The sequence below is a fragment of the Xanthomonas sp. NCPPB 1826 genome, assembly GCF_056725285.1.
Genome location: NZ_CM161521.1, coordinates 24,340 through 38,859, shown reverse-complemented (window position 1 = coordinate 38,859; position 14,520 = coordinate 24,340). Strand labels below are relative to the sequence as shown.

The window sequence follows — 14,520 nt, the reverse complement described above, 5'->3', positions numbered from 1 at the left end:
ATGCGAATCCCGATTCCCGAATCTCCACTCCCGGCCTTCCAGCGTCGTGATTGTTTGTTCGAGATTCGCACCGCGTCCGCCCCCCGTCGCCCGCTGTTGCGAATCCCCAATCCCAACTCCCGAATCCCAGCCCTATGAGCCGCAAGCAAGCCTTCCAATTCCTCGACCTGCCCCGGACCATGCCCACGCGCATTCCGGTGGAGCTGCGTACGTCCGGTGACTGGGGCGAGCTGTACGGCAAGTTCGACAAGGCCGACGCGCAGTACCAGTCCGGCCGTTGCCTGGACTGCGGCAATCCGTACTGCAGCTGGAAATGCCCGGTGCACAACGCGATCCCGCAGTGGCTGCAGCTGGTGCAGGAAAACCGCATCGAAGAAGCCGCCGCGCTGTGCCACTCCACCAATCCGCTGCCGGAAGTGTGCGGGCGGGTGTGTCCGCAGGACCGCCTGTGCGAAGGCAGCTGCACGCTGGAGGAATTCGGCGCAGTCACCATCGGCGCGGTGGAAAAATACATCGTCGATACCGCCTTCAAGATGGGCTGGCGCCCGGACCTGGGCAATGTGCAGCCGAGCGGGTGGCGGGTGGCGGTGATCGGCGCCGGCCCGGCCGGCCTGTCCTGCGCGGACCGCCTAGTGCGTGCCGGCATCGAGGCGGTGGTCTACGACCGCTACGAGCAGATCGGCGGCCTGCTGCAGTTCGGCATTCCCAGCTTCAAGCTGGACAAGTCGGTGATCGGCAAGCGCCGCGAGATCCTCGAAGGCATGGGCGTGCAGTTCCGCCTGGGCGTGGAGATCGGCAAGGACGTCAGCATCGAGCAGTTGCTGGGCGAGTTCGATGCGGTGTTCCTGGGCACCGGTGCCTACCGCTACACCGATGGCGGGCTGCCCGGGCAGGACCTGAAGAACGTGCTGCCGGCATTGCCGTTCCTGGTGCAGAACAGCCGCATCGTCAGCGGCAACGACCCGCACGGCCGGCCGATCGCCGGCTGGGAAGACCAGATGGCGCTGCCCGATCTCAACGGCAAGCGCGTGGTGGTGCTGGGCGGCGGCGACACCGGCATGGACTGCGTGCGCAGCGCCATCCGCCTGGGTGCGGCCAAGGTCACCTGCGCGTACCGGCGCGACGAGGCCAGCATGCCGGGCTCGGCACGCGAGGTCGCCAACGCGCGCGAGGAAGGCGTGCGCTTTTTGTTCAACCGTCAGCCGCTGTCGATCGAATCCGGCGCCGACGACGAGGCGATCGGCGTGACCGTGGTGGAAACCCGGCTCGGCGAACCCGATGCCAGCGGGCGGCGCAACGCGGTGCCGGTGGAAGGCAGCGAATCGCTGCTGGAAGCGGACGTGGTGATCATCGCCTTCGGCTTCTCACCGACCCTGCCCGACTGGCTGGCAGCGCAAGGCGTGGAAGCCGGCAGCAACGGCCGCATCGTTGCACCGGCCGACGACAACGGCCGCCTGCCCTACCAGACCAGCAACCCGCGCCTGTTCGCCGGTGGCGATTGCGTACGCGGCGCCGACCTGGTGGTCACCGCGGTGGCCGAAGGCCGCGATGCGGCCGGCAGCATCGTGCAGCTGCTGGGCGTCAAGGCGCAGGTCAAGGAACCGGCCGCCGCCTGAGTGCCGATCAGCGCGTGGGCTCGGCGCCCACCGCTGGTTACCGGCTCACGTGCGGGCAGCCCGCACGCTGCGTTGGCGGCCAGGCCGCATGACGCTGCTCGATGCAGCGCATCCACCGCGACCCACCGTGCGGAAGACGCTCCTGTAGGCGACCAGACTCTCGCCTGACTCATGCCCCAGGGTTCCACCTGCCCGCTCATGCAGGCCAGACGCCTCCTGGCGCAACGCCGATATCGCATCGCAGGGTCGTGGCTTGTCCGACCCGCAGCGCGCGAGGACACACGCACGTCTCCTCCGCGATCGACACCTCGCTGGACACACGGCGCGCCGGACAGCAGTGCCAGCAAACGCAAGCGCCCAGCCACCATGCAGCCTTTCGCACGCAAGCTTGAGTCCGCCATCGGCATGCACCCGGGCCTGCATCGATCTGCAGCCTCGACGATTGCACCCACTATAGAAGTGTGATTTAAGTCACATATCTGCTGTCGCCGTCCAACGCGATGCTGCCGACTCACCAGCGACGCGCAGCGCGCCCTGCGTCGAGCCGGATGTCCTCGGCAATGACGGCAGTCGGTCCCATCCCGGTGCGCGATACCGCCGCCGCGGACTCCAGACCTCATTCATCTGTCGCCGCGCCCCGCGGCGGCGAAGCCGTGGGCCCACCAAGGAAGCAACCTCATGACACAGCAACTCACTACCGGCCAATATGGACGCGACGACTGGGTGGACTGGCTACGCGGTGCCAGCGTGTTGATGGTGATCGTGCTGCACGCCTATGGCTTCGCCTTCGATGCCTACCCGGAACTGCGCGGCGGTGCGGCGGAAGAAAGCAGCGCACTGATGCTGTCGATCGAGCGCCTCAACCGCTCGCTGGCGCCGCTGCGCATGCAGCTGATGTTCCTGCTCTCGGGCCTGTTCGTGGCACGGGGGCTGGACAAGGGCATCGCGCCCTACCTCGGCGGCAAGCTACGGCACGTGCTGTATCCCTACCTGCTCTGGTCGGTGCTGATCTTCGCCCTGCGCGAGGCCGGCTCGGTGCTGGCCAAGGCCGAACCCATCGCCTGGCTGGACCTGGGCAAGATCGCGGTCGGCAACGTGGCACTGACCTGGTTCCTGTTCTACCTGTTCGTGTTTCTGGTGCTGATGCCCTTGCTGCGCCGGCTGCCGGCGCCGTTGGTCCTGGCCGCGACCGTGCTGGGCTCGGTCTGCCTGGGGCCGCTGCTGCGCCAGGGTGCCGATCCGTTCTATTACTTTGCGTTCTTCTACATCGGCACGCTGCTGGCCGGCCGGGTGCCGGCCCTGCTACGGCAAGCACCGCGCTGGATCTGGCCGCTGTCGTGCCTGAGCCTGTGCGCCATCGTGCTGATCGCCAATCTCACCGCGCTGCACGGCATCTGGATCGGCTACCTGCCGCTGGTGCTGATCGCGCTACCGCTGCTGATCACCGCGGCAATGTGGGCCAACCGGCAACCGGCCGCGCAGGCGATCCGCTATGTGGGCCGCAACTCGGTGGTGTTCTACCTGAGCCATTTTCCGCCGTTCATCGTCCTGGCCTACCTGCTGCCGCGCTGGATCGAAGAGGGAACGGTGCTGTTTTTCGCCTTGTTGAGTGTCGGCGTGCTGGCGCCGGCCGTGCTGTGCGTGCTGCGTGCACCGGGCCGCCTGCCCGCGCTGAACCTGCTGTTCTCCGCACCGCTGCCGGTGCGTCGCCCACGCAGCTTGCCTGTCGCCGGCAAGCTGCATGCCTCGCCGGTGTCCGCATAGCGGGAGTGCATGCCGGCAGTGCCGCTCAGCGGCGCTGCCGATCCGGCTGGTAAGGCTGATGTCGTGCGGTCATACGACCACGCACTACCGTTCCAAGCCCCAGGTGATGCATTCCATGCCGCGTCACTCTTGGGCCGACCCTAGCGCCGGCAACCGACCTGCAGCCCTGTGGCAGGGCTGCAGGCCAGGCGATCAGGCCGCCTTGTCCAGCGTGGCCATGTCGATCACGAAGCGGTACTTCACGTCGCTCTTGAGCATGCGCTCATAGGCCTCGTTGATCTGGTCGGCGCGGATGGTTTCGATGTCCGAGACGATGTTGTGCTTGGCGCAGAAATCCAGCATTTCCTGGGTCTGGCGGATGCCGCCGATCAACGAACCGGCCAGGGTGCGGCGCTTCATCACCAGATTGAACACGCTCGGCGAAGGATGCGACTCCTCGGGCACGCCCACCAGCACCATCGCGCCGTCGCGCTTGAGCGCATTGAGGAACGGGTCCAGGTTGTGCGGCGCGGCCACGGTGTTGAGGATGAAATCCAGCGTGTTGGCCTGTGCGGCCATCTGCGCCTCGTCCTTGGACACCACTACTTCGCTGGCGCCCAGGCGCAGCGCATCGGCGCGCTTGCTCTCGGAGGTGGTGAACAGCACCACGGTGGCGCCCATCGCCTTGGCGATCTTCACCGCCATGTGACCCAGGCCGCCCAGACCGACCACGCCTACCTTCTGACCGGGACCGACCTTCCAGTGCGCCAGCGGCGAATACGTGGTGATGCCGGCGCACAACAACGGTGCCACTGCGGCCAGGTTATCGCTGTGCGAGATGCGCAGCACGTATTTCTGGTCGACCACGATGTGGTCCGAGTAACCACCGTAGGTGTTCTCGCCGCCACCGAACATCGGGCCGTTATAGGTGCCGGTGAAGCCCTGCTCGCAATACTGTTCTTCGCCTTCCTGACAGGACGCGCAGCTGCGGCAGCTGTCGACCATGCAGCCGACGCCGGCCAGATCGCCGACCTTGAAGCCGGTGACCGCATCGCCGACCGCGGTAACGCGGCCAACGATCTCGTGGCCGGGCACCGACGGGTAGCGCGTGTTGTGCCATTCGTTGCGTGCGGTATGCAGGTCCGAGTGACACACACCGCAGTAGGCGATATCGATCTGCACATCGTTGGGGCCTGGCGCGCGCCGTTCGAACACGAACGGTGCAAGCGGCTGATCGGCAGTTTGGGCGGCGTACGCGTGGGCTTGGCTCATGGGGAGACTCCAGGATGTGACGTCCCCCGCAACAGTGCGGAAGACAAAGAAATGGGTGGCTCTAGCTTAAGACAGCTACCTGTCGCACTCCTGCGACAGTGCGTCTTGCCTGCCGGGTTGCGGACGCGACCGCAGCGGCATGGTGCGCCCTGCGGGTGTTTGCGCACGATCAAATCGGCGTTTGCCGGCGTGAATGGCGCGCTAACGCCGGAGCTTCTACGCTGACCAACCACCATCCTGCCCTGCACCATCCCTGCTGGCCGTGCCCTCCCCCTGCGGCCGCCTACGTCGATGCCGAAGGAGGCTTCCATGTTCCGCTCTCCCCCCAACCTCCCATCCTTGCGCAGTGCCGCACTCGCACTGACCTTGCTGGCCGCACTGCCGCTGGCGCACGCCAAGGAGCCTGCGCGCCCCGGAAAGGAATCCAGCGGCCTGAAGTATGTCGGCGTCAATCTGTCCGGCGCCGAGTTCAACTCACGCAAGAAGCCCGGCACCCTGTTCAAGGACTACATCTATCCGGCCGCGTCGGATTTCAGTTATTTCGCCGGCAAGGGCATGAATACGATTCGCCTGCCGTTCCTGTGGGAACGCCTGCAGCCACAGCTCAACGGCGATCTGGATGCGGCGCAACTGGCGCTGCTGAAGAAATCGGTGAATGCGGCCAAGGCCAACAAGCAGTACCTGATCCTGGATGTGCACAACTACGCCAAGTACAACGGCAAGCGCATCGGCAGCAGCGAGGTGCCCACCGCCGCGGTGGCGGATCTGTGGCGCCGGCTGGCGCTCGAATTCAAGGACGACAAGTCGGTGATCTTCGGGCTGATGAATGAGCCCAACGGCATTTCCGCCACCGATTGGGCGAGCGCGGCGCAAGGTGCGATCAACGCGATCCGCAAGACCGGCGCCAGGAACCTGATCCTGGTGCCGGGTACCGCCTACAGCGGCGCGCATAGCTGGCGCAGCTCCAACTATGGCGTCTCCAATGCCAAGGCCTTGGAGATTCTCAAGGACCCGGGCAATAACCTGGCCTTCGAAGCGCACCAGTATCTGGACAACGACTACAGCGGCACCAAGCCGGTGTGCACCAGTGCCACGGTTGGCGAGGAAAAGCTGCGCGGCTTCACCGCATGGCTGCGCGAGAACAAGCAGAAGGGCTTTCTGGGCGAATTCGGCACCGCCAACAATCCGGTCTGCGACCAGGCGCTGGAAGGCATGCTGACCTACATGGAAAAGAACAGTGACGTGTGGCTGGGCTGGACCTGGTGGGCCGCTGGCGCATGGTGGAAGCCGGAGTATTTCTTCACCGTGCAGCCGGGCAAGGACGGCAGCGACAAGCCGCAGATGTCGATTCTGAGCAAGTACGCCCGCCGCGCGACCAAGTAAACCGCGCGGGAAGGTCGATCACGGTGGTCGCAGCGGTTGCTGCGGCCACCGTTTTTTTTGCGCGCCATCCGCCCTGTCCTGCCACGCGTCACCAATGACATCCACCAACGATTGCAGACAGCGTGCTGCATCCATCGCAGCCACAATCCCATCTGCCTATTGCAGCAGATGCATTGGCTGCCCGCTGCGGAAAGCATGACGCAGCCCACACCTATCGTGCGCTGCACATGGCAAGTGCCGAAGTTCCGCAATCGCACCAGGTGACTTTGCACGTGCATGCGTGTTGATCGCGCAGCAGCACGGTTGCGATTGCGCGTGCTGCGCCGCGCGTTGCGTTCTGATAATTCCCCGCGCAGTGCGGCGCATGTCGCACTTGCGATGTGCATCGCTGCCGCGCGTGCGACGCCAGCAACCTGCGGCGTTGCGATCGCACCACAACTGGCCAGCGATGCGGGATGCGGCGTACTTCCGCAGCCATTCGGCGCAGATTGCAACCGGCATGCAATGCGCGTGACCGCGCGGTGTCGCTTTACCACAACAAAGCGTGTGCATGTTTGGCAATAACTGCGAAGTCGCTCACAGCTCGAATTAAGTGATAGCTCGCATTCGTAGTTTGAATGTCTCGATGCGCTTAGGGTGAAACGCGATGCAGTGTCGTCATGCACGTGGCAGGTCCACGCCAGGGCAATGCATCTCCCCCGCGAATGTTTCAGGAGTCACCCATGCTGCCCTCCCCCACTCCGATGCGCCGGCTGTCCAGCCGTGCGTTGTCATTGCTGCTGCTTGTCATCGTGCTGCTTGCGGGTGTGCCGTTCGCACATGCACAGAACCGCCTGAAGTACGCAGGCGTCAATCTTTCCGGTGCAGAAATCAAATCCTCGCAGAAGCCCGGGGTGCTCAATGTCGACTACCTGTATCCGGCTGCCAGCGATTACCGCTACTTCGCCGGTAAACACATGAACATCGTCCGGCTGCCCATCCTGTGGGAGCGCCTGCAACCCAAGGCCGGTGGCGAGCTGGATGCGGCGCAGCTGGCGCTGATTCGCCAGGCCGTGGCCAACGCAAAGGCCGCCAAGGTTTACCTGATCCTGGATATCCACAACTACGCCAGGTATTACGGCAACAAGATCGGCAGCGCGCGCGTGCCGATCAGCACCTTCAACGATCTGTGGCGACGCCTGGCGCTCGCCTTCAAGAACGACAACAGCGTGATCTTCGGGCTGATGAACGAGCCTTACGACATCAATCCGCAGTCCTGGGCCAACGCCGCGCAGGCATCGATCGACACCATCCGCAAGACCGGTGCCACTAATCTGATCCTGGTGCCCGGCGCGCTATGGAGTGGCGCGCACAGCTGGTATTCCACCGTTGCCGGCCAGTCCAACGCAGTGGCGCTGGCCTCCATTCGCGACCCGCTCAATCGCTACGCCATCGAAGTGCATCAGTACCTGGACACGGACTCCAGCGGCACCAGCGCCGGCTGCGTCAGCAGCACCGCCGGTGCCGACCGCCTGCGCAGTTTCACCCAATGGCTGCGTCTGAATCACAAGCAAGGCTTTCTCGGCGAGTTCGGCACCGGCAACAACGCCACCTGCAACAGCGCACTCAACGGCATGCTGGGCTACCTGGAAACCAACCGCGACGTGTGGGTGGGCTGGACCTGGTGGGCCGCCGGCGCATGGTGGAACCGCAGCTACCCCTTCAACGTGCAGCCCGATGCGCAGGGCCGCGACAAGCCGCAGATGTCGATCCTGAGCGCACGCGCAAAACGTATCACCCACTAGTCGGAGCAAGCAGCGTGCGATGGGCAACCGTCGCACGCTGCGGAGCAAACACCCAGCTCACGCATGTACGCCCGGTACATGCCGATGCCAGGCAGCAGCCGCGCCCAGCCGCGGTGAGCACAGTCCTCACGCAATAAAACGCCAGCACTCAGCGCGCGCTCTAGCGCTCGCTACGTGCGCGCGCGCAACAGCGGTGCAGCGTCAGTGATCCGACGTCGCACCGTTGACGGCGAGCGCATCCATTCGCCGATTTTTCGACAGCGCCATGCATGCGATGGCGGTATCGACAAGCGTGCGCGACCGCTTTGCAACGCGGCGCGTCACAGCGTGCTGTTCCAGAACGTGACCCTTGCGGTAAGTGACTGCGACCCAGCCTACACATTTAATTCACATTCGATGTGGTGGGCATTTCGGCACGGCAGATGCATTGGTTACGACAGGTGTGGCGCACCTCGCGCAGATCGCACGCAAACCGCTGCGACACACCATCCCCGTCGTCGAAGGAGTTGTTTTTATGTCTGCTGTCTCTCAAACGCTGCGCACCGTTTTCCGCTGCGCTCTGCTCTGCATCCTGTTCGGCACATTCGCACCCGTCTACGCACAAACACGCGCACTGACGTATGCCGGCGTCAATTTATCCGGCGCCGAATTCGCATCGTCCAAAAAACCCGGCGTCCTCAATAAGGACTATATGTATGCATCGGCCAGCGATTACACCTATTTCGCCGGCGTCGGCATGAACACGATCCGCCTGCCGGTGCTGTGGGAACGTCTGCAGCCCAGTGCACGCGGTGAACTGGATCCGACCCAACTGGCCCTGGTGCAGCAAGCCGTGGCACGCGCCAAGGCATCGGGCATGTATCTGGTGCTGGACATCCACAATTACGGCAAATACTACGGCTACAAGATCGGTGGCGACGAAGTGCCAATCGCCACATTCGCCGATTTGTGGCGCCGCCTTGCGCTGGCATTTCCCAGCGACAACGCGGTGATCTTCGGGCTGATGAATGAGCCCAATGGCGTCTCCGCCAGCGCCTGGGCTGCCACTGCACAGGCAAGCATCAATGCGATTCGTGCCACCGGTGCGAACAACCTGATTCTGGTGCCCGGCGCATTATGGACCGGTGCGCACAGCTGGTATTCGCCCACCAACGATGGCTATTCCAACGCAACCGCATTGGTCTCGATCTACGATCCGCTCAATCGCTACGCGTTCGAAGTGCATCAATACCTGGATGCCGATTCCAGCGGCACCACCAATGTCTGCGTCAGTGCCACCATCGGTGTCGAGCGTCTGCGTAGTTTCACCGAGTGGCTGCGCACCAACCACAGGCGCGGGTTTCTGGGCGAATTCGGCACCGCCAACAACCCCGTCTGCAATGAAGCACTGCGCGGCATGCTCCGCTATATCGATGCCAATGCAGATGTCTGGTCGGGCTGGACCTGGTGGGCCGCCGGTTCGTGGTGGAACGTCAGCTATCAGTACAGCGTGCATCCCAACAAGGACGGCACCGACAAGCCGCAGATGTCCATCCTCTCGCCGCAGGCGGTGCGCGCCACACGCGCCATTCCGTAATGTGAGGCAGATGGGTTGAGTCACGCGAGCCGCCGCAAGGAGGCTCGCTTTTTTCTGTATCTTCGTACCGGCTATCTATTGGATGACAGGCCGAACAGGACGGTCTCGACGTGGCACCGTGTACGTCGCTCTGAAGCACACTGCGCGTCCATTGCGCTGCAACGCCGCAAACACCCGTTGATGAACGTGCTTGCGCATCAGGTGCACCCCGAGCGCATCATCACCGAAGCTTGAGCTCACTGAACTCTTGCCCCCACTTCTGACGGCTATTCACCTGGCAGCGATAAAGCCGCGTCCAGCATGGGCGCACTTCACTGCAGGAGCATCACATGGCACATCGACTGATGAAGACCGCGCTGATCGGCGCACTCGCATTGGCAGCGCAGGGCGCGTTTGCGCAGGCCGCCGCCGACAAGCCGGCCAAGGCACTGACCGCCCGCGAGGTCACCAGCATGCTGACCGACAAGGGCTATACCAAGGTGCACGACGTCAAGTTCGAACATGGCGTGTGGACCGCCGACGCACGCAGCGGCGACGGCAAGGATGTGGATGTGCGTATCGATCCGGTGACCGGCCGCGTGTATGGCGACCAGACCACCTCCAAACTGAGCGAGGCCGATATCCGCGCCGCGTTGTCGACCGGCGGCTATTCCAACGTGCACGACCTCAAGTTCGAAGACGGCTTGTGGAAGGCCGATGCCGAGCAACGCGGTGGGCAGAAGGTGGATCTGCATGTCGACCCGGAAGACGGGCACGTGGTGAGCGTGGATAACGATTGACCAACGCACCCCGGAGTCGGTGACGCGCCGACAACGCGCCGCGTTGCTGGCAACGCGTTGCCGTCAGCACGATTGAAGGCCTCTCCCAGGCCGGTGACATCCTCTCTCAGAAGAGCATCGACCAAGAGACATACTTCAGTGGGAGGCGGCACGTGATCTGACGCATCGATGCACTGCATCGACACGGATCGTGATCTCGTCCGCAGCCGCAACGATCAGGACGAACCAACACAAAGGGCCTCCAACAGGAGGCCCTTTGTGTTGGTCGCGATACGCGAGCGCGCCGCTGCCGCTCACCTTGCAGGCCGTATCGCGACGCCATGCATCGGCTACATGACATCGCCTGCGGTGCTGGCGTCGTTCAACGCGCCGGCGCCGCCTTCTTGTCCTCGGCAGCGGTATCCTTTTCGGCGTCAGGCGCCGCTGCTGCGGCACCCGCAGCGGGCTTGCCGGCCATCATGCGATCGCGCGCAGCCTTGAACGGGTTGCCGGCATACCAGTTGGGCCAGCGCTGGCCGGCGGCCACCTCCTTGCCCACGCTATACACCGCCTGCAGGTCTTCGATGGTGCCATCGAGCTTCCAGCTGGCCGCATCGTATTCGTCGCCCGGGGCGTGATAGCGATTGCGCCCGTAGTCTTCGGCGGCCGCGCGCCCGGCCGCAGTACCGCCCTCACGCAGGTCTTCGCCGCCATCGGCATACAGCGCCGGCACGCCGGCCTTGGCGAAGTTGAAGTGATCCGAGCGGAAATACGAGCCGCTCTGCGGCGTGGCTTCGGCATGCAGGGTGCGGCCCTGCATCGCGGCGATCGGCTTGAGGATGTCTTCCAGCTCCGAACTGCCCATGCCCACCACGGTGACATCGCGTGCGCGCCCGGCCACCGACATCGCATCCAGGTTGATCACCGCCGCGATCTTGTCCAGCGGAAAGCTCGGGTTGGCCACGTAGTACTTGGAACCGAGCAGGCCGGATTCTTCCAGCGTCACCGCCACGAACACCACCGACCGCGCCGGCTTGGGATCCTGATGCGCGAACGCGTCGGCAATCTCGAGAATGCCGGCCACGCCGGTGGCGTTGTCCACCGCGCCGTTATAGATGTTGTCGCCGCTCTCGCCCGGGTGTTTACCCAGGTGGTCCCAGTGCGCCATGTACAGCACCGCCTCGTCGGCATGGCTGCTGCCCGGCAGTACGCCGACCACGTTGCGCGAGGATTTCTCCGCGATCGTGCTCTTCAGGTCCACTGACCAGCTGGCCTTCAACGGCACCGGCTTGAAGCCACGCTTGCTGGCGTCCTTGTAGGCCTGTGCCAGATCCAGCCCGGCATTGGCGAACAACTGCTTGGCGGTCTCGGCGCTGATCCAGCCCTGCACCGGCAGGCGCGGATCGGGATCGTCCTTGGCCGGCAGGTCGTATTGCGGGCCGGCCCAGGAATTCTTGACCACGTCCCAGCCATAGCTGGCGCCCGGGGTGTCGTGCACGATCAGCGCGGCGGCCGCGCCCTTGCGGGCGGCTTCCTCGAACTTGTAGGTCCAGCGGCCGTAGTAAGTCATGCGCTTGCCGTCGAACAGCTTGGCATCGCCGGTGTGGAAGCCGGGATCGTTGACGAACATCACCACCGTCTTGCCCTTCCAGTCCTGGCCGGCGTAATCGTTCCACTGCTGTTCGGGTGCATCCACGCCGTAGCCGACGAACACCATCTCGCTGTTGTCCAGCTTGACCTCGGCCTGGCCGGTGCGGGTGCCGACCACGATGTCGGTGCCGAAGGCCAGCGTGCGGGTCTGCTCGCCGCTGCGCAGACTGGGCGCGGTGGCCGCATCGGCGGTGGTTTCCACCATCGGCACGTCCTGGAACCAGCTGTCGCCGTTGCCCGGCTGCAGGCCGATGCGCTGCATCTGGTCACGGATATAGGTGACGGTCTTTTCTTCGCCCGGCGTGCCGGGGCCGCGTCCTTCGAATTCGTCCGAGGCCAGCGTCTTGACCAGCTCGGCAAAGTCGCCGCTGGTCAGCTCCGGCGAGAAGGCATGGCGACTGGCCGGCGCGCTGGGCGTGCTGTCGACCGGTGCCTGCGCGGCGGGCGCGCTCGGCGCATCGGCGGGTTCACGCTTGCAGCCGGCCAGGGCCAGCGTCGCGGCCAGGCACAACAGGATCTTGCGGGGCATCGGGACTCCTCGTGCGGCGAAGGTCCCCCGATTCTAGGCGCTGGGCCCGTGGTGAGCGCGTCAGTCCTTGGGCGCCACGTCGCTGTCGAAGCTGCGCGCGGTGGCCCCGGTGACGGCACCGATCTTCGCAGTGCGGTGCACGTACAGGCTGACCTCGCGCTCAAACTCCAGCGGGCCATCGACCACCGCATCCGGGCCGATCACCACCCGCGGCTTGCGCGCAGGCTTGAACGAAAAGCTGAAGTTCGGCTTGGTGACCTCGATCCCGCCACGCACGTGCGAGCGCACCCCGACGGTAATGTCGCCGTTGACGGTCTCGATGCCCTCGCCGAGCTCGGTTTCCACCAGGCCGATGCTGCCGTTGACGGTTTCCACGCCGCCGCTGATGCGGCTGCCGCGCTCCACCAGCACGCTGCCGTTGACCGTCTCCAGCCCGCCGGACACCACCACCTTCTGACCCAGCGTGATCGCGCCATTGACCGTGGAGACATCGCCGGTGCGGGCGTTGTCGCCGATCTGGATACTGCCGTTGACCGTTTCCACACTCCGGGTCTGCGCGCCGGCGCCGACCTCGATGGAGCCGTTGACGGTGTCCAGCCCGCCATAGACCTTGCCGGCCTCGGCGCTGATGCGGCCGTTGACCTTGCTGATGTCCTCGTCGGCCCAGGCGCTTGTGCAGACCAGGGACAATGCCAGAAGAAGATGCTGGGGCTTCATGCTGAACCTTGCGCGGCGGCGGCTGTCTTGGGCGTGGCGGCGATCACACCATGCTTGGCTACAATCGCGCACCTGCCTGAAGTCACTGGACCTTTCGTTGCCCCTGTCGCCCGCCCCGCGATCGCGCCTGCCGTCCGCCCCCGCCACCAGCCGCTCCCGCGCGTGGCTGGCGGCGACCGTGCTGGCCTGCACGCTGCTGGGCAGCACCGCGGCCGGTGCGCAAAGCCAGCGCGAAACCGAGCGCAAACTGCAGCAGCTGCGCGACGAACTCAAGACCATCAGCGCCGACCGCCGCGAGCTGGAGGGCAAGCGCGGCAACGCCGCCCAGCAACTGCGCCAGGCCGATGAGAAGGTGGCCAGGACCTCGCGTGCGTTGAGCGAGACCGAAACGGCGATGCGCGAGCAGGAACAGCACCTGGGCAAGCTGCAGCAGGACCGTGCGCAGCTGCAGCGCGGCCTGCAGAACCAGCGCGTGCAGCTGGCCGCGTTATTGCGCGCTGCCGACCAGGTTGGCCGCAACGCGCCGTTGAAGGTGCTGTTGTCGCAGGACACCGTGGGCGACGCCACCCGCATGCTGGCCGATCATCGCTACGTGCAGAACGCGCGTGCGCAGCGCATCCAGGCACTGACCACGCAGCTGGATGCGCTCACCAAGGTGGAGCAGGACATCGCCAACCGTCGCCAGGCACTGGATGCGGCGCGTGCGCAGCAAAAGGCGCAGGCCGCATTGCTGCAGAAGGATCGCTCGCAGCAGGCGGCAACCGTCGCGCAGCTGGACGACCGCTACAAACAGCGCGCCGAGCGCGAAAAAGCCCTGGGCCAGGACGCCAAATCGCTGGAGCAGCTGCTCGCCAACCTGCGCGCGGCCGCCGCCAAGGCCGAGGCCGAACGGCGGGCTGCCGCCAAACGCGCCGCCGCCGAAGCCGCCGCGCAGGCCAAACGCAGCAAGACCGAGCGCCCCGAGCGTCCCGGCAAGACCCCGCCCAAGGTCATCGCCAGTGCGCCGGCGCCCAAGGTCGGCGGCCTGAGCTGGCCGGTCTCGGGCAACCTGCTGGCGCGCTTCAATGCCACCTTGCCCGACGGCCACACCAGCAAGGGCGTGCTGATCGGCGCGCCCAAGGGCAGCACCGTCACCGCGGTGGCCGACGGCACGGTGGTGTTCTCCGACTGGATGACCGGCTACGGCATGATCCTGATCGTGGACCACGGCAACGGCTACATGAGCCTGTACGCGCACAACGACACGCTGTTGCGTGATGCCGGCGCGTCGATCAAGCGCGGCGAAGCGGTGGCCAAGGTCGGCAGCTCGGGCGGGCAGGGCGTGCCGGCGCTGTACTTCGAACTGCGTCGCAACGGGCAGCCGGTGGATCCGTCGAGCTGGTTGCAGCGCCGCTGAGCGCACGCGCACGCCGCGCGTGCCGGTGCATGACCGCCGCCATACCTGGCCCTGCCAAGTCAACGCGGATTTACCGCGGCTTCGCGCATAATCCAG

The 14,520-nt window shown here is 65.2% G+C and carries 10 protein-coding genes; 7 read left to right on the top strand and 3 right to left on the bottom strand.

The window, feature by feature from the left end:
* Positions 1–134 precede the first annotated feature (134 nt).
* Positions 135–1,616, top strand: coding sequence for an FAD-dependent oxidoreductase (locus AC1PLA_RS00160; protein ID WP_039514691.1), 1,482 nt, complete (start codon positions 135–137; stop codon positions 1,614–1,616).
* A 678-nt stretch (positions 1,617–2,294) separates the two neighbouring features.
* On the top strand, positions 2,295–3,380 hold the full coding sequence (locus AC1PLA_RS00155) for an acyltransferase family protein (protein ID WP_349779592.1): 1,086 nt from the start codon (positions 2,295–2,297) through the stop codon (positions 3,378–3,380).
* Between the two features lie 192 nt (positions 3,381–3,572).
* Here AC1PLA_RS00155 and AC1PLA_RS00150 read toward each other — a convergent pair whose 3' ends face one another.
* A complete protein-coding gene (locus tag AC1PLA_RS00150; protein WP_016901586.1) occupies positions 3,573–4,631 on the bottom strand; it encodes an NAD(P)-dependent alcohol dehydrogenase in 1,059 nt (352 codons plus the stop codon).
* 309 nt (positions 4,632–4,940) lie between these two features.
* Here AC1PLA_RS00150 and AC1PLA_RS00145 point away from each other — a divergent pair, with 309 nt between their 5' ends.
* From AC1PLA_RS00145 to AC1PLA_RS00130, 4 genes are all read left to right on the top strand, one after another.
* A complete protein-coding gene (locus AC1PLA_RS00145) occupies positions 4,941–6,014 on the top strand; it encodes a glycoside hydrolase family 5 protein (RefSeq protein WP_349779591.1) in 1,074 nt (357 codons plus the stop codon).
* A 794-nt stretch (positions 6,015–6,808) separates the two neighbouring features.
* Positions 6,809–7,798 carry a glycoside hydrolase family 5 protein gene (locus AC1PLA_RS00140; protein WP_481106246.1) on the top strand — a complete coding sequence of 330 codons (990 nt, stop codon included), beginning with the start codon at positions 6,809–6,811 and terminating at the stop codon, positions 7,796–7,798.
* 514 nt (positions 7,799–8,312) lie between these two features.
* Positions 8,313–9,374, top strand: a complete 1,062-nt coding sequence (locus tag AC1PLA_RS00135; protein ID WP_349779590.1) for a glycoside hydrolase family 5 protein — start codon at positions 8,313–8,315, stop codon at positions 9,372–9,374.
* A 329-nt stretch (positions 9,375–9,703) separates the two neighbouring features.
* On the top strand, positions 9,704–10,153 hold the full coding sequence (locus tag AC1PLA_RS00130) for a PepSY domain-containing protein (protein ID WP_026064113.1): 450 nt from the start codon (positions 9,704–9,706) through the stop codon (positions 10,151–10,153).
* Between the two features lie 361 nt (positions 10,154–10,514).
* Here the strand turns inward: AC1PLA_RS00130 and AC1PLA_RS00125 are convergent, their stop codons facing one another.
* Complete coding sequence (locus AC1PLA_RS00125; protein ID WP_481105314.1) at positions 10,515–12,311, bottom strand: M28 family metallopeptidase; 1,797 nt, start codon at positions 12,309–12,311, stop codon at positions 10,515–10,517.
* 60 nt (positions 12,312–12,371) lie between these two features.
* Positions 12,372–13,028 (bottom strand): DUF4097 family beta strand repeat-containing protein, encoded by a 657-nt coding sequence (locus tag AC1PLA_RS00120; protein ID WP_026064112.1) that lies wholly within the window; start codon positions 13,026–13,028, stop codon positions 12,372–12,374.
* Between the two features lie 97 nt (positions 13,029–13,125).
* On the opposite strand from AC1PLA_RS00120, the gene AC1PLA_RS00115 reads away from it, so the two are divergent.
* A complete protein-coding gene (locus AC1PLA_RS00115) occupies positions 13,126–14,424 on the top strand; it encodes a murein hydrolase activator EnvC family protein (protein ID WP_481105313.1) in 1,299 nt (432 codons plus the stop codon).
* Positions 14,425–14,520: the final 96 nt, after the last annotated feature.

Coding starts and splice junctions, on each gene's coding strand:
- AC1PLA_RS00160 (WP_039514691.1), top strand. CDS start 135: ATGAGCCGCAAGCAAGCCTTCCAATTCCTCGACCTGCCCCGGACCATG.
- AC1PLA_RS00155 (WP_349779592.1), top strand. CDS start 2,295: ATGACACAGCAACTCACTACCGGCCAATATGGACGCGACGACTGGGTG.
- AC1PLA_RS00150 (WP_016901586.1), bottom strand. CDS start 4,631: ATGAGCCAAGCCCACGCGTACGCCGCCCAAACTGCCGATCAGCCGCTT.
- AC1PLA_RS00145 (WP_349779591.1), top strand. CDS start 4,941: ATGTTCCGCTCTCCCCCCAACCTCCCATCCTTGCGCAGTGCCGCACTC.
- AC1PLA_RS00135 (WP_349779590.1), top strand. CDS start 8,313: ATGTCTGCTGTCTCTCAAACGCTGCGCACCGTTTTCCGCTGCGCTCTG.
- AC1PLA_RS00130 (WP_026064113.1), top strand. CDS start 9,704: ATGGCACATCGACTGATGAAGACCGCGCTGATCGGCGCACTCGCATTG.
- AC1PLA_RS00125 (WP_481105314.1), bottom strand. CDS start 12,311: ATGCCCCGCAAGATCCTGTTGTGCCTGGCCGCGACGCTGGCCCTGGCC.
- AC1PLA_RS00120 (WP_026064112.1), bottom strand. CDS start 13,028: ATGAAGCCCCAGCATCTTCTTCTGGCATTGTCCCTGGTCTGCACAAGC.